The 17,357-nt window shown below is 74.0% G+C and carries 16 protein-coding genes; 13 read left to right on the forward strand and 3 right to left on the reverse strand.

Annotation, left to right across the window (positions count from 1 at the left end):
• Positions 1-4: 4 nt before the first annotated feature.
• A complete protein-coding gene (locus tag ACOJUI_RS04040) occupies positions 5-292 on the reverse strand; it encodes a MoaD/ThiS family protein (RefSeq protein WP_422116818.1) in 288 nt (95 codons plus the stop codon).
• Positions 293-303: 11 nt separating this feature from the next.
• Positions 304-1,404 carry a GTP 3',8-cyclase MoaA gene (moaA, locus tag ACOJUI_RS04045; RefSeq protein WP_422116819.1) on the reverse strand — a complete coding sequence of 367 codons (1,101 nt, stop codon included), beginning with the start codon at positions 1,402-1,404 and terminating at the stop codon, positions 304-306.
• A 199-nt stretch (positions 1,405-1,603) separates the two neighbouring features.
• Here moaA and glp point away from each other — a divergent pair, with 199 nt between their 5' ends.
• From glp to ACOJUI_RS04110, 13 genes are all read left to right on the forward strand, one after another.
• Complete coding sequence (gene glp, locus ACOJUI_RS04050) at positions 1,604-2,857, forward strand: gephyrin-like molybdotransferase Glp (RefSeq protein ID WP_422116820.1); 1,254 nt, start codon at positions 1,604-1,606, stop codon at positions 2,855-2,857.
• A complete protein-coding gene (gene moaC / locus ACOJUI_RS04055; RefSeq protein ID WP_422116821.1) occupies positions 2,854-3,381 on the forward strand; it encodes a cyclic pyranopterin monophosphate synthase MoaC in 528 nt (175 codons plus the stop codon). Before glp ends, moaC begins: the two co-directional genes overlap by 4 nt.
• On the forward strand, positions 3,378-3,926 hold the full coding sequence (locus ACOJUI_RS04060) for a MogA/MoaB family molybdenum cofactor biosynthesis protein (RefSeq protein ID WP_422116822.1): 549 nt from the start codon (positions 3,378-3,380) through the stop codon (positions 3,924-3,926). The genes moaC and ACOJUI_RS04060 overlap by 4 nt, the downstream gene beginning before the upstream one ends.
• Before the next feature lie 80 nt (positions 3,927-4,006).
• Positions 4,007-4,444 carry a molybdenum cofactor biosynthesis protein MoaE gene (locus ACOJUI_RS04065; protein WP_422117610.1) on the forward strand — a complete coding sequence of 146 codons (438 nt, stop codon included), beginning with the start codon at positions 4,007-4,009 and terminating at the stop codon, positions 4,442-4,444.
• A gap of 48 nt (positions 4,445-4,492) precedes the next feature.
• Entirely contained in the window at positions 4,493-5,347 is an 855-nt protein-coding gene (locus ACOJUI_RS04070) for a metallophosphoesterase family protein (RefSeq protein ID WP_422116823.1), read from the forward strand.
• Between the two features lie 29 nt (positions 5,348-5,376).
• Complete coding sequence (locus ACOJUI_RS04075; protein WP_422116824.1) at positions 5,377-6,861, forward strand: hypothetical protein; 1,485 nt, start codon at positions 5,377-5,379, stop codon at positions 6,859-6,861.
• A 181-nt stretch (positions 6,862-7,042) separates the two neighbouring features.
• Positions 7,043-7,339 (forward strand): co-chaperone GroES, encoded by a 297-nt coding sequence (gene groES, locus ACOJUI_RS04080; RefSeq protein ID WP_422116825.1) that lies wholly within the window; start codon positions 7,043-7,045, stop codon positions 7,337-7,339.
• Between the two features lie 5 nt (positions 7,340-7,344).
• Positions 7,345-8,928: a chaperonin GroEL gene (gene groL / locus ACOJUI_RS04085; protein ID WP_422116826.1), complete on the forward strand. Its 1,584-nt coding sequence runs from the start codon at positions 7,345-7,347 to the stop codon at positions 8,926-8,928.
• A 285-nt stretch (positions 8,929-9,213) separates the two neighbouring features.
• Positions 9,214-11,583, forward strand: coding sequence for a choline BCCT transporter BetT (gene betT / locus ACOJUI_RS04090; RefSeq protein ID WP_422116827.1), 2,370 nt, complete (start codon positions 9,214-9,216; stop codon positions 11,581-11,583).
• A gap of 129 nt (positions 11,584-11,712) precedes the next feature.
• Positions 11,713-12,405, forward strand: coding sequence for a hypothetical protein (locus tag ACOJUI_RS04095; RefSeq protein WP_422116828.1), 693 nt, complete (start codon positions 11,713-11,715; stop codon positions 12,403-12,405).
• Positions 12,393-13,436 (forward strand): pseudouridine synthase, encoded by a 1,044-nt coding sequence (locus tag ACOJUI_RS04100; RefSeq protein WP_422116829.1) that lies wholly within the window; start codon positions 12,393-12,395, stop codon positions 13,434-13,436. Before ACOJUI_RS04095 ends, ACOJUI_RS04100 begins: the two co-directional genes overlap by 13 nt.
• Positions 13,433-14,209, forward strand: coding sequence for a hypothetical protein (locus ACOJUI_RS04105; RefSeq protein WP_422116830.1), 777 nt, complete (start codon positions 13,433-13,435; stop codon positions 14,207-14,209). The genes ACOJUI_RS04100 and ACOJUI_RS04105 overlap by 4 nt, the downstream gene beginning before the upstream one ends.
• Entirely contained in the window at positions 14,206-15,552 is a 1,347-nt protein-coding gene (locus ACOJUI_RS04110) for a threonine/serine ThrE exporter family protein (RefSeq protein WP_422116831.1), read from the forward strand. Before ACOJUI_RS04105 ends, ACOJUI_RS04110 begins: the two co-directional genes overlap by 4 nt.
• A gap of 51 nt (positions 15,553-15,603) precedes the next feature.
• Here the strand turns inward: ACOJUI_RS04110 and ACOJUI_RS04115 are convergent, their stop codons facing one another.
• Entirely contained in the window at positions 15,604-17,256 is a 1,653-nt protein-coding gene (locus ACOJUI_RS04115) for an inorganic phosphate transporter (protein WP_422116832.1), read from the reverse strand.
• Positions 17,257-17,357 lie beyond the last annotated feature (101 nt).

Consider the following 17,357-nt stretch of genomic DNA (forward strand, 5'->3'; position numbering starts at 1 on the left):
GGCCTCAGCCGCCGGCGAAGGGCGGCAGCACGTCGACGCGGTCGCCGTCGGCCAGCGCACGGTCGCGGTCCGTGCAGGCCACGGCATTGATCAGGAAGCTGGAGCGGTCGACCACGCGCGCCGCCTCGTCGCTCGCCCCGCGCAGCAGCTCGTCGAGAGCCTGCTGCAGGGTCGCGCCGTGCACGGTGGCGGTGTCGGCCCCGAAGGCGGCGGCGGCGCCCGCGAACAGGTGCACGCTGATCGCGGGCCCGGTGGGGGCGGCGGGCGGGGTGGGGGAGTCCAGGTCGGTCATCGCATCCTCTCTCAGCCGCCGATGGCGCTCATCGGTCGTTCGGGCTGCACGAAGTCGGCGCGGCCCATGCCGTGCCCGGCCTTCTTGCCCCACTGCGCGGCGCGCCAGATCCGGGCGATCTGCTCGTCGTCCGCGCCGGAGCGCAGGGCGCCGCGCAGGTCGGTCTCCTCGCGGGAGAACAGGCAGGTGCGCACGCGGCCCTCGGCGGTGAGTCGGGTGCGGCGGCAGTCCGCGCAGAAGGGGCGGGTCACCGAGGCGATGATGCCCACCCGGCCGCGATGACGGCCGGTGGCGCGGTCGGCGACCTCGAACAACTCCGCGGGGGCGCCGTCCCGGGCCTCCGCGACCGGGGTGAGCACGTAGCGGGCGCTGAGCATCTGCTGCACGTCGGCGGCGGTGATCATCGAGGTGCGCTCCCAGATGTGGTCCGCATCCAGCGGCATCTGCTCGATGACCCGCAGCTGCAGATCGCGCTCGAGGCACCAGTCCAGCAGGTCCGGCAGCTCGTGGTCGTTGACGCCGGGCAGCAGCACGGCGTTGACCTTGATCGGCTCCAGTCCGGCCGCGCGGGCGCCGTCGATGCCGGCCAGCACCCGGTGCAGCAGGGGACGGCGGCTGAGCCGCTCGAAGGTCTCCGAGACCACGGAGTCCAGCGACACGTTGATCCGGTCCAGCCCGGCGGCCTTGAGCGGCGCCGCCCGATGATCCAGGCCGATCGCATTCGTGGTCAGCGAGATGTCGGGCCGCCGCTCGAGGCCGGCGACGCCGGCGATGATCTCCTCGAGGTCGGGCCGGGTCAGGGGCTCGCCGCCGGTGAAGCGCACCTGCTCGATGCCCAGGCGCTCCACGCCGATCCGCACCAGGCGCACCACCTCGTCGACGCTCAGCAGCTGGCCCTTGGGCAGGAAGGCCATGCCCGAGGCCGGCATGCAGTAGGTGCAGCGCAGGTTGCAGAAGTCGGTCAGCGACAGCCGCAGGTCCGTCGCCTCGCGGCCGAAGCGGTCGGCGAGCGCGGGCGTGTCGGGGCGGTCCGCGGTGTCGGGCAGGGCGGAGGCGGTCTCGTCCGTCCGGCGCGGCGTGGGCATCCCCAGGCTGATGCGGCGTGATGCCATGGTGCCCTCCCTCCGACGGCGACCCGGCAGCGCCGGGTGCTCCTCCAGGATAGGCGCGCCCGGGGGGCCGGGGGAGGACCAGGGCGGGTGGCGCGCGGCACCCCGGTCGCGCCGCGCCCCGGCACCGGGGCCCCGGGCGCGCAATACTGGACGGGGCCGCGGTCCAGGACGGCCCCGTCGGAGACAGGAGGGTGCGGAGATGGCAGATGCCCAGCGGATCCCCCTCGGCGATCATGTGGCCGATGCGGTCGCCCTGCTCGCCGCCGTGCGCGGCACCGAGGTGATCGCGCTCGACGGCCGCGCCGTCGGCCGGGTGGCCGCCCGCGAGCAGCGCGCCCGGGTCGACGTGCCCGGCCATGACGACTCCCAGATGGACGGCTTCGCGGTGGCCGCCGTCGACGTCGCCGCCACCACGGTGACCCTGCCGCTGGGGCCGACGATCGCGGCCGGCGACCCGCCGAGCACCCTCGCCCCCGGCACCGCCCGCCCCATCATGACCGGCGCCCCGCTCCCCGCAGGAGCGGAGCTGGTGATCCCGGTCGAGGAGAGCGAGCGCGGCGCCTTCGCCGCGGGCGCCGAGCAGGGCGGGACCGTCACCCTCACCCCCGCCTCCCGCGCCGCCGGCCGGTTCCTGCGGGCACGGGGCTCGGACACCCACCGCGGCGACACCGTCCTGCGGGAGGGGCAGGTCCTGACCCCGGCCCGCATCGCCCATCTCGCCGCCTGCGGGGCGCGGGACCTCGAGGTGGTCGCCCCGCTGCGGACCATCGTGCTGTCCACCGGGGCCGAGGTGCTGGCGCCCGGCGCCGACCTCCCCGCCGCCGGCCGGCTCTTCGACGCCAACGGGCCCGGCCTGGCCGCCGCCCTCACCGACGCCGGCGCGGAGGTGGTGCACGTCGGCGCGGTGTCGGACGACGCCGCCGCCCTGCTCGAGCACCTGCGCGCCCAGGTCGCCGCGCATGACGCCGACCTCATCGTCACCAGCGGCGGCGTCAGCGCCGGCGCCTTCGAGGTGATCCGCCACGCCGCGCAGCACGCCGGCGCACGGCTCGCCTTCCCGAAGGTCGCGATGCAGCCCGGGGGACCGCAGGGCATCGGCACCCTCGACCTGCCCGAGCGCCGCGTGCCGTGGCTGGCCTTCCCCGGCAACCCGGTCTCCGCCCTGCTCAGCTGCGAGCTGATCGCCCGGCCCGCGCTGGGGGCCCCGGAGCGCCGGCGGCTGCTCCTGCCCCTCCAGCTCGAGGCCGCGGAAGCCTCCCCGCCGGCGCTCGCCCAGTACCGGCGGGCCCGCGTGCTGCCCTCGGGCCGGGTGCGCCTGGCGGGCGGCGCCTCCTCGCACCTGATCGGCGGCTACGCGGCCGCGGACGCCCTGGTGGTCGTCCCCGTCGGCGTCGACGCGGTGCGCGACGGCGATGTGCTCGAGACCCTGCTGATCCCCGGAGGAGACAGATGAACCAGACCGCGAGCGGACTCTCGCACGTGCGGGCCGACGGCTCCGCCCATATGGTCGACGTGACCGACAAGACCGTCACCTCCCGCGAGGCGACCGCCCGGGCGGTGCTGCGCACCCGCGCCGACGTGATCACCCGCATCGCGAGCGGGGACCTGCCCAAGGGCGAGGCGCTGGCCACCGCCCGCATCGCCGGGATCATGGGCGCCAAGCGCACCAGCGACCTGATCCCGCTGTGCCATCCGCTGCCCCTGTCCGGGGTGGAGCTGGACCTGGTGCCCCACCAGGACCGGGTCGAGATCACCGCCCGGGTGCGCACCACCTCGGTCACCGGGGTGGAGATGGAGGCGCTGACCGCCGTCACCGTCGCCGCCCTGACGGTGTACGACATGATCAAGGCCGTGGACCACCTCGCGAGCATCGACGAGGTCCAGGTGCTGGCCAAGTCCGGCGGGAAGAGCGGGGACTGGACCCGGGGGAGCGCGACGGCGCCGAGCGGCCCCGCCCGGGAGGAGGAGCAGCGATGAAGCCGATGCCCGCCCAGCGCAGCGACGCGGACTGCACCGTCCGCGAGGATCCCGCGGCGGCGCCCGCCCTGACCGGCACCGCCCGCGTCATCATCGCCTCCACCCGCGCCGCCGACGGCACCTACGAGGACCGCACCGGCCCGCTGCTGGTGGACTGGCTCGTCGGCCGCGGGCTCGACGCGGTCGACAAGCAGGTCGTCCCCGACGGTCCCGCCGTCGGGGAGGCGCTCGCCGCCGCGATCGAGGCGGGGATCGACGTGGTCATCACCTCCGGCGGCACCGGCATCAGCCCCACCGACGTCACCCCCGAGCAGACCGCCCCGCTGATCGACCGGGAGATGCCCGGCATCCTCGAGGCGGTCCGCCGCCGGGGCGCCGAGAAGGCGCCCACCGCCCTGCTCAGCCGGGGTCTGGCCGGGATGGCCCGCCGCAGCTTCGTGGTGAACCTGCCGGGCTCCCGCGGCGGCGTCACGGACGGCATCGACGTGCTCGACCCCCTCCTCGACCACCTGCTCGAGCAGCGCGACGGCGGGGGCCACGCATGAGCGGGACGCCCGATCCCACCCGCGGCGCCGCACCGTTCGGCACCGCGGCCGACGCCCTGCGGATCCCCGGGGACCCCGGCATGGGCTCCGCCGCGCAGCGCGCGCGGGTGGCCGCCGTAGGGCAGGAGCGCATCACGGTCGCGCAGATGATCGCGGCGGTCACCGATCCCCGCTGCGGCGCGATCGTCACCTTCGACGGCGTGGTGCGCGACCACGACGGCGGACGCGGCGTGGAGCGCCTGGAATACTCCGCGCACCCCGCTGCCGGCGCCGTGATCGCCGAGGTCGCCCGTGAGATCGCCGAGCGCTTCCCGGACACGCTGGTCGCGGTCGCCCATCGCCACGGACCGCTCGGGATCGGGGACTCGGCGCTGGTGTGCGCGGTCGCCGCCCCGCACCGCAAGCAGGCCTTCGTGGCCTGCGACGAGCTGGTGGACACCGTCAAGCAGCGGGTGCCGATCTGGAAGCACCAGCTCTTCGACGACGGCGAGAGCGAATGGGTCGGGGCGCTGGGATAGCCGCCGCCGCGCCACCTCCCGGCCACCCGCAGTGACTACGGTGCCGCCATGCGCATCCTCCACCTCACCGACACCCACCTCTACGGCGACCCCGCCCGCCGCCACTACGACCGCATCGACCCCACCGCCGCCCTGCGCGGCCTGCTGACCCGCCTCGAGGGTCTGACCGGCATCGACGCGGTGGTCCACACCGGGGACGCCTCCGAGGACGGCACGGCGGAGAGCTACCGCCTGCTGCACGAGATCCTCGATCCCTTCGCCGCCGCCCTCGGCGCGCCGCTGGTCGTGGCGATGGGCAACCACGACGTCCCCGCCGCCTACGCCGAGACGATCGCCCCGGGCGACCGCGGCACCGCCGACCAGGACCGCGTGGTCCCGCTGCCCGGCGGCGGCCGCGTGGTGGTGCTCGACTCGAGCGTCCCCGGCGCCGGCTACGGGCACCTCGAGCCCGAGCAGCTCGAGTGGCTGCGCGGCGTCCTCGCCGACCCCGCCCCGGGCGGCACCGTGCTGGCCGTCCACCACCCGCCCCTGGTGGGCGCGACCACCCTGCTGCGCGGCCTGGACCTCGACGGCCTCGACGAGTTCGCCGCCGTGCTCACCGGCTCGGACGTGCGGATCGTGCTGTCGGGCCATTACCACCACGCGATGACCGGCGAGATCGCGGGCATCCCGGTGCATGTGGCCCCCGGCATCACCAACGTGGTGGACCCGGTGACCGCCGCGAGCAGCGAGCAGGCGCTGGCCCTGTCCGGGGCCAGCATCGTCGAGCTCGGTGACGGCGCCCCGCGTGTGTTCAGCTCGGTGCTCCCGAGCGCCGGGGACACGCTCGCGGACGTCCACGCGCCGGTCTACCGGTTCAGCCCCGAGCAGGTCGCGCAAATCGTGCAGGCCGCCGGGCGCTGAACGCCCCGCCGCTGAGGCAGGATGACCCCATGCTCGCCCACCTGCTGGACCGTCATCTGGAACGGGTCCTCCGGCCGGGTCGCCCGCTGCCGCGCTGGCTGCGAGGGCTGCTCGACGAGACCTTTCTCTGGGTCGCGGCCGGCCAGCTGCTGCTCGCCCTCGGCGTGCGACCGGGCAGCGTGCGGCGTCTGTCCGAGGTCCACGACGCGCTCGAGCAGGCGCGGGCCGCGCTCGCCGCCGCCGGGCACCCGATGCCGCGGCTCGAGGGCGTGAGGACCTACGAGGACCTCCGCACGCTCGAGGAGCGGTTCGACGCCTTCGCTCGCGGCCTGGAGGCGATCGACCCGGTGGAGCTGGCGCGGATCGTGCCCGCCCCGCAGGCGATGGGCTGGGCGACGGGCGCCGCCGGGGTGCTGCTGGATCTCGCCCTGGAGGTCCTCGACCGGCTGCGGGCCCGGCGGATCCGCACCGAACTGGTGGGCCTGGACCATCGCGCCCTGCGCGAGGGCGTCCTGCGCCTGCGCCGGATGCTGGAGCGGTCCGGTCTGCCCGAGGCCGCGGAGCAGGGCTACGCGGCGATCGGGCGCCGGCTCGAGCAGATCGAGGCCGACGGGGCGCTCTCCCTCGACGACCTCGCGCTCGAGACCCCTCCCGTGGCCCCCGGCCTCGGCGAGGTGGGGCGCCTCGTGGACGTCGTCCGCTCGCTCCCGCGCCCGACCCTCGACCAGCTGATCCCGCTGCGCCTGCTGACCTCCCGCCCGGTCATGATCACGGCGCTCACCCGGGTCCTGGAGCACCTGCGCGCGGGGTGGGTCCCGCCCGCGCAGCGCCCCGCCCCTGCCACCGCGGCCGCTCCGGCGCGGCAGCAGGTGGCGGCCTGGGACGCGGAGCGCGTCCGCCGCCGCCGCGTCGTCGACGAGCGCGACGCCCGGGTCGAGGTCCGGCGCTCCCACACCGTCCACGCCGGCCTGCTGTGGGCGGCGGCCGCCGCGGTCACCGCCTGGATGCTGTGGCTGGTGCTGGGGATGTTCACGCCGGAATGGTCCGCCGGCCTCGCGCATGCGGCGCAGCTGACGCCCGCTGCGCTGTGGCTGCTGCCGACGGGCGGGATCTGCCTGGTCGCGGCCCTCGCGGTCCCCGCCGCGGAGATCATCCACCACCTCGACCGCGCCGAGCTCGGCGGGCTCCTGCCGCCCGGTGCGGCACGTCAGCGGAGCCGGGCCCGCCGGGCACGCGGCCGGGCGGCCGCCGCGGTCTCCCGCACCGGGGGAGCGCTCCTGCTGCTCCCGCCGGTGCTGGCGGTGGTGGTCGGGATCAGCCGCTCCTTCGGCGGTGGCCTGGTGCCGGCGGGCCAGCTCGGCTGGCCCTTCGGCCTCGCGCTGCTGCTCCCGATGGCGGTCGTGGCGGCCGCACACCTGGCGGGCAGCCGGCGGGGCGGCGCGCTCGAGGCGTCCCGGCACCCGACGCCGGCCCCGGAGCGGCCCGCTGCGGTCGACCCACCGCCCACCGTTTAGCACTCGCCTTGCACGAGTGCCAAAGCGGTCCTAGAGTGGGTCCCGTTGGCAGTCGACGGCTGAGAGTGCCAGGACTGCCGATGAGGGATCATCCCCGGTCGGCACCGCGACGACGATCGGGACCCGGTCCCCGAACCCCAGAACTCAATCACAGTCAACATTTCATGAAGGAGTGAGCCGCATGTCGGTCTCCATCAAGCCCCTCGAGGATCGCGTCGTCGTCAAGCCGCTCGAGGCGGAGCAGACCACCGCCTCCGGCCTGGTCATCCCGGACACCGCGAAGGAGAAGCCCCAGGAGGGCGAGGTCGTCGCCGTCGGCGCCGGCCGCTTCGACGACAAGGGCGAGCGCGTTCCCATGGACGTCGCGGTCGGCGACAAGGTCGTCTTCTCCAAGTACGGCGGCACCGAGCTCAAGTACGACAACGAGGAGTACCTCGTCCTCGGCGCCCGCGACATCCTCGCGATCATCGAGGCCTGAACCCTATGGCCAAGGAGATCATCTACAACGAGGAAGCGCGTCGCGCCCTCGAGCGCGGCGTCGACAAGCTCGCCAACACCGTCAAGGTGACGCTCGGCCCCAAGGGCCGCAACGTCGTCCTGGACAAGAAGTGGGGCGCCCCCACCATCACCAACGACGGCGTGACCATCGCCCGTGAGATCGAGCTCGAGGATCCCTACGAGAACCTCGGCGCCCAGCTCACCAAGGAGGTCGCCACCAAGACCAACGACGTGGCCGGCGACGGCACCACCACCGCCACCGTCCTCGCCCAGGCGATCGTCCACGAGGGCCTGCGCAACGTCGCCTCGGGGGCCGCCCCGGCGGCGCTCAAGCGCGGCATCGAGAAGGCCGTCGAGGCGCTCTCCGAGAAGCTCGGCGAGATCGCCATCGACATCGAGGGCAAGGAGCAGATCGCCTCCGTCGCGTCCGTCTCCAGCCAGGACACCGAGATCGGCCAGCTGCTGGCCGAGGCGTTCGACAAGGTCGGCAAGGACGGCGTCATCACGGTCGAGGAGTCCTCGACCACCGCGATGGAGCTCGACTTCACCGAGGGCATGCAGTTCGACAAGGGCTACATCTCCCCGCACTTCGTCACCGACGCGGACCGCCAGGAGGTCGTCCTCGAGGACGCCCAGGTGCTGCTCCACCAGGGCAAGATCTCGGCCGTGGCCGACATCCTGCCGCTGCTGGAGAAGGTCGTCGAGGGCGGCAAGCCGCTGTTCATCATCGCGGAGGACGTCGACGGCGAGGCGCTGTCCACGCTGGTCGTCAACAAGATCCGCGGCGCCTTCAAGGGTGCCGCCGTCAAGGCCCCCGCCTTCGGCGATCGCCGCAAGGCGATGCTGCAGGACATCGCGGTGCTGACCGGCGCCCAGGTGGTCACCTCCGACCTCGGCCTGGACCTGAAGACCGTCGGCACCGAGGTGCTCGGCCAGGCCGGTCGCGTCGTCGTCACCAAGGACTCCACCACCATCGTGGGCGGCGCCGGTGACGAGGAGGCCGTCGCCGATCGCGTCGCGCAGATCCGCGGCGAGATCGAGAACACCGACTCCGACTGGGATCGCGAGAAGCTCCAGGAGCGCCTCGCGAAGCTGGCCGGCGGTGTCTCCGTGATCAAGGTCGGGGCTCACACCGAGGTGGAGCTCAAGGAGAAGAAGATGCGCATCGAGGACGCGGTCTCCGCGACCCGTGCAGCCATCGAGGAGGGCATCGTGGCCGGTGGCGGCAGCGCCATCGTCCAGGCGTCCTCCGTGCTCCAGGGCGACCTCGGGCTGACCGGTGACGAGGCCGTCGGCGTGCGCGCCGTGGCCCGCGCAGTGGTCGAGCCGCTGCGCTGGATCGCCGAGAACGCCGGCCTCGAGGGCTACGTCGTGGTCGAGAAGGTCAAGGAGGCCGAGGTCGGCACCGGCCTGAACGCCGCGACCGGAGAGTACGTCGACCTGGTCGCCGCGGGCATCATCGACCCGGTCAAGGTCACCCGCTCCGCGCTGCGCAATGCGGCGTCGATCGCGGGCCTGGTCCTGACCACCGAGACGCTGGTCATCGAGAAGCAGGACGAGCAGGACTGATCCGCAGGACCGGCCGCACGGCCGGTCCCGCGCCACGAGGGGCGGGCGGCCCGGGGAGACCCGGAACGCCCGCCCCTCCTCGTGCGCCCGCGCCGGCGCACGAGGAGTGAACTCAGCCTCTGCGCACTTGTCTCCCAGGATCGGTTCACCTACGGTGGAGCGGCCGGGTACCGGTGGGACGCTGCTGACCCACACACCGCCCGGATCCTCGTCGCCGCCGCAGCGGCGCGCGGTCGTGTGCTCTCCCGGTACCTCCCGAAGAGACGACCCCGATGGAGGAACCGCGTGCCCGAGCCCAGCACCCCGCCCAGCCCGGAGGACCAGCCCGAGGAGCTCGCCCCGTCGAGCCCGGGCGAGCAGCCGGCCGATTCGTCGGCGTCGGAGCCCCAGCACGCGCAGAGCCGCCGGGCCGCGGAGCGCGAGGCCGCCGAGGTCGCCCGCGGCAAGCTCGGCGCCCCCGCGCGGCGCGACCAGCGCGATGAGCGCGAGGCGCGCCGGCCTCCGCTGAAGAAGGAGGACCTCTTCCGGGGTCCCGAGGACCTGACCCGGGACGAGCGCCGGGTGCAGGTCACCGAAGCGCCCGCCATCCCCGCCGCCGCCAAGGGCCCCCGGGTCAACTGGACGGTGTTCCTCACCTCCTCCGGGATCATCCTGGCCTTCTCGCTGTGGACGATCCTCGCCCCGGACGCCGCGGCCGACACGATGCTCGGCGCGGTGCAGTGGATCTCGGCCAACCTCGGCTGGTTCTACGTCCTCACCGTGACGCTGGTGATCCTGTTCGTGCTGTGGGTCGCCTTCTCGCCGGAGGGCAGGGTGCGGCTGGGCCCGGACCACTCCCGCCCCGAGTACAAGCTCTTCACCTGGGTGGCGATGCTGTTCGCCGCCGGCGTCGGGATCGACATGCTGTTCTACTCGGTCACCGGCCCGATCTCCCACTTCCTGACGCCGCCGAACGCCGAGCCGGGATCCGCCGCCGCCCTCCAGGACTCCGTGGTCTGGACGATGTTCCACTACGGCGTGGCCGGCTGGGCGATGTACTCGCTGCTGGGCATGGCGATGGGCTACTTCGCCTACCGGTGGGGGATGCCGCTGTCGATCCGCGCCGCCCTCTACCCGCTGCTGGGCAAGCGGGTGCGCGGCGCAGCGGGCGACGTCATCGACATCTTCGCCCTGGTGGGCACCGTCTTCGGGGTCGCCACCTCGATGGGCATCGGCGTGGTGCTGCTGAACGTCGGCTTCTCCTGGCTGTTCGGCCTCCCGCAGGGCCTGGCCCTGCAGATCGCGCTGGTGCTGGTGGCGGTGGTGATGACCATCGCCGCCTGCACCTCCGGGGTCGACAAGGGCATCCGCCTGGTCTCCGAGCTCAACCTCTACAGCGCCGGGGCGATGCTGCTGTACATCCTGGTCACCGGGGAGACTGCCTTCCTGCTCAACGCCATCGTCGAGAACATCGGCCGCTTCGTGGGGACCCTCCCGCAGCGCACCCTGCAGACCCTGGCCTACGAGCCGGGCGGCTCCGAGTGGATGGCCGGCGCCACCCTGTTCTTCTGGGCGTTCTGGCTCGCCTGGGGTCCCTTCGTCGGCATGTTCCTGGCCCGCATCTCCCGCGGCCGCACCCTGCGCGAGTTCGTCCTCGCCGCGATCACCGCCCCGGTGCTGTGCGACCTGCTGGTGGTGACGATCTTCGGCAACAGCGCGCTGGCGGTCGTGCTCGAGGACACCGCGGCCAGCCGGGCCTTCGCCGAGCTCGCCATCGCCCGCCCCGAGCAGGGGTGGTACGCGCTGCTGGAGATGTTCCCCGGCGCGGCCTTCCTGGTGGGCCTGGCGACCCTGTCCGGGCTGCTGTTCTACCTCACCAGCGCCAACTCGGGCGCCCTGGTGATGAGCAACTTCTCCTCCACCATCCCCGATCCCGCCCAGGACGGCGCGAAGTGGCTGCGGATCTTCTGGGCCCTGCTGACCGCGCTGCTGACCATCGCCATGCTCACCGCGGGCGGGGTCACCACCATGGAGTACGCGACACTGATCTTCGGACTGCCGGTGACGGTGGTGGCGTACCTGGTCATGGCCAGCTTCTCCAAGGCGCTGCGGATGGAGCGCGCCGATCGCGAGGGCCGGGTGCTGCGCCGTCCCGACGTCACCGTCCACGGCGGCTACGCCCCCGAGAAGTCGTGGCGCCAGCGCCTGGCGAACCTCCGCTCCTACCCCAGCCCGCGCGCGGTCGCGCAGTTCTCGCGGCAGGTGGTCGGACCCGCCCTGGAGGACGTCTCCCGCGAGTTCGTCGAGCAGGGGTACGTCGCCGAGACCCGCCACGTCGTGGACGAGAAGACCTCCATCACCATCAACACGCTGCTCATCCGGATGGGGGACGAGCGGGACTTCCTCTACCGGGTCGCCCCGGTGGAGACCCCGGTGCCGACCTTCGGCGCCCGGGTCGCGCAGGACCGCACCACCTACCAGCGCCTGGACGTGTTCACCCAGACCGGCGCCGAGGGGTACGACGTCACCGGGCTCACCCGCCAGCAGATCATCAACGACGTCCTGGACCGGTATGAGAACCACATCCAGTACCTGAGCTACGCGGCGGAGGTCGGCGGCGCCAGCGTGATCACGCCCAGCACCCTGGGAGCAATCCCCGCCCTGCCCACGGACTGACGCCCGGTGCTCGCCGCTCGCCCGACACGGCGCCCGACCAGCGGTGGGACGGTCTCCCGGGCGCCGTGCGCACCCTAAGATGACCTGAGCCACACAGTGTCGACGAGCGGAGGAGCAGTGGGGACCAGTATGTCCGAAGCCGCCGGCGCGTCCTCCGAGGACGGCCTCCCCACCCGGACCTTCGGTCCGCCGGCCTCCGTCGTCATCGGCACCCTGGTGACCGGCTTCGTGTTCGTCGTCGTGCTCGAGTTCCTGGTCATCATCAGCTTCATCGGGCAGCGGCTGTGGAACGACCCGGCGCTCATGCACGATGCGCTGTTCACCCTGCCCCTGGCGCTCTGGGTGCTGGTGGCCGCCACCGTGACCGCGACCTGCCTGCGGGTGCTGACGGCCTGGCTGCAGATCGACGAGGAGGGCCTCGCGCTGCGCAGCCTGCTGCGCCGCACCCGCGCCTCCCGCTGGGCCGACGTGGGCCAGGTGATCGCGGTGCGGGACCTGACCCGCGCCGCGTCCCCGGCGGAGATGCTCTCGGTCTCCGAGACCGCCTATGACGGGGTCTACGTCCTGGACCCGGCCGGTCACCGCATCGTCGCGGTCTCGAGCCGCTTCTTCGGGCCCCGCGCCCAGCAGATGGCCCTGCGGCGCGCCCGCGAGGCCGGGGTGCAGATCACGCACATCGACGCGATCACCCCCGCGGAGCTCCGGGCGAAGGCGCCCCAGGCGATGAGCTTCGTGGACCGCCACCCGAACCTGCTGCTGCTGGTGCTGGCCGTCTTCTACGTCGGCCACAACGTGCTGACCTTCGCCGTGTGGGGGCTGTGAGCGAGGAGGCCGACGAGCCGCTGCGGCGCAGCGACCCGTCCCGGCCGGGCCGCGCCGCCCGCCGCCGGGCCCGCCGCCGGCCGCCGCCGCTGCCCCAGCGGGAAGGGCTCGACGCCGTGCGCTGGCAGGTGCCCCGCGACGCGAGCGGCGCGCGCGGCGCCCTGGACTCGCTGCGCGAGCGCTTCCCGGCGCTGGCGGATCCCGCGGCGAGCCCGCTGGGGGAGCGCTTCGCCCGCGGGGAGGTCGTCGACGCCGACGGGGCGCCCTGGGCCGCGCAGGACCTGGTGGGCCCCGGCGACGAGCTGTGGTTCCACCGCGAGCTGCGCGCCGAGCAGGTCCCGGCGGCGGAGCTGTCGATCCTGCACCGCGACGACCACCTGCTGGTGCTCGACAAGCCCCATGACATGGCGACCATGCCCCGCGGGGCCCATGTGCTCTCCAGCGCCCTGGTGCGCCTGCGCCGGACCACCGGGATCGAGACCCTGGTCCCGCTGCATCGCCTGGACCGCCGCACCGCGGGGGTGCTCGCCTTCGGGATCCGCCCCGAGGAGCGCTCCGCCTACCAGCAGCTGTTCGCCCGCGGCGAGATGGACAAGGAGTACGAGGCCCGGGTGGTCCCCGCGGCGGACAGCGCGCTCCCGCGCCGGGTGGGGGAGCAGGCGCTGCTGCGGGACCGCCTGGTGCGCACCCGCGGGATCGCCACCACCCAGGTGGTCCCGGGAGAGCCCAATGCCGAGACCCTCCTGGAGGTGCGGGCCCTCGAGGCCGACGGCACGCTGCAGCTGCGGCTGCGCCCGCGCACCGGCCGCACCCACCAGCTGCGGGCACAGCTCGCCGCGCGCGCGGCCCCGATCCTGGGGGAGGACCTGTACCCGCCGCCGCCCGCGCGGACGGCGACGGAGCCGCCGGCGAGCCTGCCGCTGCAGCTGCTGGCCCGGTCCCTGGCCTTCACCGATCCGCTCACCGGGGACCGCCGCGAGTTCCGCAGCCGTCGGGAGCTCGCCGGAGCGTTGCGTACGCTGGGGCCGTGAGCGCCCCCGATCCCGCCGACGCCGCCGAGGCGGCCCCTGCGCCGCGGCGCACCCGCTCCGGCGCGGCGATCATCGGACCCTCGCTGCGGGCCCGCTACGCGCCCGGCGTGCTGATCGGGCTGCCGCTGGTCTCGCTGCTGCTGTCGCCCTTCGCGGGCGCGGGCCTCCAGCAGTGGCGGCGATCGCGACTGCGCGACGGCCAGGACGGGCTGCTCGAACAGCTGCTCGCCCCCGCCTGGAGCCAGCTGCTGCTGGGCGCCCTGCTGCTGTGGGCGCTGCTCGCGCTGTGGGCCCTGGTGCCCCTGCTGATGACCCACCGGGTGGTGCTGCTGGACGCGCAGCGCGGCACGCTCACCCTGCGCCGGGGACTGCGGACCGTGGACCGCGCACATCTCGCCGAGGTCGAGTACGCCGTCGGGGAGGCCGGGCGCGGAGGCCTCGCCCTGATCGGGATCCGCGGCCCCGGGCCGGACGACCGTCCGCCGCGCCGCTGGGTGGTGCCCGAGGTCGGCTGGGACGCCGAGAGCTTCGACGGACTGCGCGTGCTGCAGGGCGCCGCCGGCCTGCGCCCTGCCCCGCCGCGCGCGGCGCTGCTGCGCGAGGAGCGCCGCGCGCGACGGGCCCGCACCCATCGCGAGCTCGCCGACCGGATCGGCATGCCCTGGCGCGAGGAGTACGAGAACGACGACGCCGCCTTCCAGGCCGAGTTCGACCGGGTGCGCCGGGTGCTCGGCGGCAGGGAACCGGCGAAGGAGGGGGACCCCCGACCATGACGGAGCACCAGGACCCGCCCGCACCGGGCGATCGACCGGCCGCGCAGGAGCCGGGGAGGGAGCCGCTGTCCACCGCCACCAGCCCGCTGGGGGTGCCGGACTCGCTGACCATCCGCTCGGAGGCGGCGGCCGCGGTCGGCGCCGAGCTGCTGGCCTCCGGGATGGCCTCCTACCGGGTGCGCTCGGCCATGAGCCGCACCGCTCGCGCGCTCGGCCTGGACTCCTTCAGCTCGGTGGTCAGCTACACCGACATCACCGCGACCGCGACCCTGGACGGCCGCTACCGCACCCGTCTGACCCAGCCGCAGCACGTGGGGGTGGACGTGGACCGCCTCTACCGCACCCAGCGCTACGTCGAGACCCTGCCGCCGGGCGGCGTCACCCCCGCCGAGGTGTTCGAGCAGCTCGCCGCGATCCGCTCCCGGCGCCCCCTCCATCCGCGGCCGCTGAACGCCGCGGCGGCGGGCTTCGCCTGCGCGGCCTTCGCGGTGCTCAACCAGGGCGGCCCCGTCGAGGCGCTCGCCGCGGGGCTCGCCGCCGGCCTCGGCCAGGCGGCGCGCCGCACCCTCCAGCTGCGCGGCTGGAACCATCTGCTGATCACGGTGATCGCCGCGGTGGTCGCGGCGGGCGCCTACCTGCTCGCGATCGGGGTGCCGACGGCGGCCGGGTGGCTGGGACCGGGGCATCTGGGCGGCTACCTCGCCGCGGTGCTGTTCCTGGTGCCCGGCTTCCCCCTGATCACCGGGATGCTGGACCTGGTGCGCGCCGACTACTCGGCCGGTCTGGCGCGGCTGACCTACGCGGCGCTGATCATCATCAGCGCCGCCGCCTCGGTGTGGACCGTGAGCCTGGCGGTGGGGATCGAGCCGGTCCCGGCCGCCCCGCTCGGTCTCGACCCGGTGGCGGAGCTGCTGCTGCGGGCGGCGGCGACCTTCGTGGGCGTGCTCGGCTTCGCGCTGCTGTTCAACTCGCCGTGGCCGATCGGGCTGGCGGCCGCGGGGGTGGCGCTGGTGGCGAACTCCCTGCGCTTCCTGCTCACCGAGGGCGGCGTCCCGGTGCAGCTGGCGACCCTGGCCGCCACCGTCCTGGTGGGGCTGCTGGCCTACCTGATCGCCCGCACCCGGCACGTGCCGCGCACCTCGATCTCGGTGCCCGCGGTGGTGATCATGATCCCCGGCTATGCGATGTACGGCGGCTTCACCCTGCTCAACGCCGGCGAGCTGTTCTCCTCGGTGATGATGCTGCAGCAGGCCGTGCAGACCGTGTTCGCCGCCGCCTTCGGCCTGGCGCTGGCGCACCTGGCGACGTCCTCCAGCTGGCGCCGGGTCGAGCAGCCCCGCTGAGCCACGGCGGCCCGGGGGCCGCGGCCCGGGCCCGGTCCGCGGCGGATCGGCTCAGAAGAGCGCGCGCAGCACCAGCACCACCACGGCGCCGATCCCGGCCGCCGCCGGCAGCGTCAGCAGCCAGGCCAGCGCGATCGGCTTCATCAGCTGCCAGTTCGCCGCCCGGTTGACGACGCCCACGCCGAGGACGGCGCCGATCAGGATGTGGGTCGAGGAGACCGGCAGGCCCATCACGGACGCCGCCATCACCACGCCCGCCGCCGCGAGCTCGGCCGCGAACCCCGAGGACGGGTGCATCGCGGTCAGCCCGGAGCCCACGGTGGCGATCACCCGCCGGCCCACGAACCACAGGCCCGAGACCAGGGCGACGCCGAAGGCGATCAGCACGGCCGTCGGGACGGCGGCCTCGTCGGAGATCGCACCGGTGCGCAGCACGTCCAGCACCGCGGCGAAGGGGCCCACCGCGTTGGCGATGTCGTTGGCGCCGTGGCTGAACGCGAAGGCGGAGGCCGTGAACACCTGCAGCCAGCTGAACATGATGAAGGTGGCGCGGGAGATCGACTGCTTCTTCAGGGCGCGGGCGAACACGGTGACCGCCATCCACACCGCCATCGCGATCATGACCAGCAGGATCACGGTGCTGGCGGCGGTCAGCTCGAGGCCCACGTTCGAGAGCCCCTTGAACAGGAGCATCGAGGCGATCACGACCGCGGCGCCCGCGGCGAGCAGCGGGACCCGCTTCTCCAGCGCGTGGTAGGCGGCCTTGCGCTCGATCTTGCGAGCGGCCTTGCGCTCCTTCTTGGTCAGGGTCATCGCCCGCGCGGCGAGCTCCGCGCCGGGGCTGCCCGGCGACAGGTCCAGGGCGGCGGACTCGGCGAAGGCCGACTGCTGCAGCTCGCCCAGCCGCTCGTAGCCGGAGACATGGCGGTGCGACTCGGGATGGTCCTCGATGCCGTCCTCGTCCTCGTCCTCGTCGTCGTCCTCCTCGTCCTCGAAGCCCTTCGAGCCGAGCGCGATCGCCCGTGAGGCGGGGGCCAGGATGTGGCGCTTGATGGCACCGAACAGGAGCAGGGCGACCAGGCCTCCGAGCACGGGGGAGAGCACCCAGGAGATCGCGATCTGGCCGATCTGCCCCCACTGCACCATCTCGAGCCCGCCGGTGCCGGTGACGATGCCGGTGGTGACGGCGGCGCCGACGATGCCGCCGATGATCGCGTGGGTGGTCGAGACCGGCCATCCCATCCTGGTGGCCAGCAGCAGCCAGAGCGCGGCTCCCAGCAGCGCGGCCATCATGATGTACGCGAAGGACGCCGGGTCCACGTGCATGCTGTCGAGGTCCACGATGCCGCTGCGGACGGTCTCGGTGACCGAGCCGCCGGCGAGCACCGCTCCCGACACCTCGAAGACCGCGGCGACCACCAGGGCCTGCTTCATGGTCAGGGTGCCCGCTCCGACGCTGGTGCCGAAGGAGTTGGCGACGTCGTTGCCGCCGATGTTGAAGGCCATGAAGAGGCCGAAGGCGATCGCGAGCAGGAGCAGCAGCGGGTTCACCTCGCCGCCGGTGTGGCGGAAGCTCCAGGCGATGAAGCCGATCCCGGCGATCGCCGACATCAGCCCGACCGTGAGGTGCCAGTTGCGGTCGGGACCGAGGAAGCCGTTGCTGATCGGCGGGTCGGCAGGCTTCTGCACGTGCGTACGGGGCATGGTCAAGCTCCGAGGGTGAAGAGGGCGCGGGAAGCATCGGCGGACCGCGTGAGGGGCTCGGCCAATCTAAGCACTGCGCTCGCCCTCCGGAACCGTTCCGG

It is taken from the genome of Brachybacterium sp. UNK5269 (assembly GCF_049266655.1).
In the GTDB taxonomy this organism is placed as follows: domain Bacteria; phylum Actinomycetota; class Actinomycetes; order Actinomycetales; family Dermabacteraceae; genus Brachybacterium.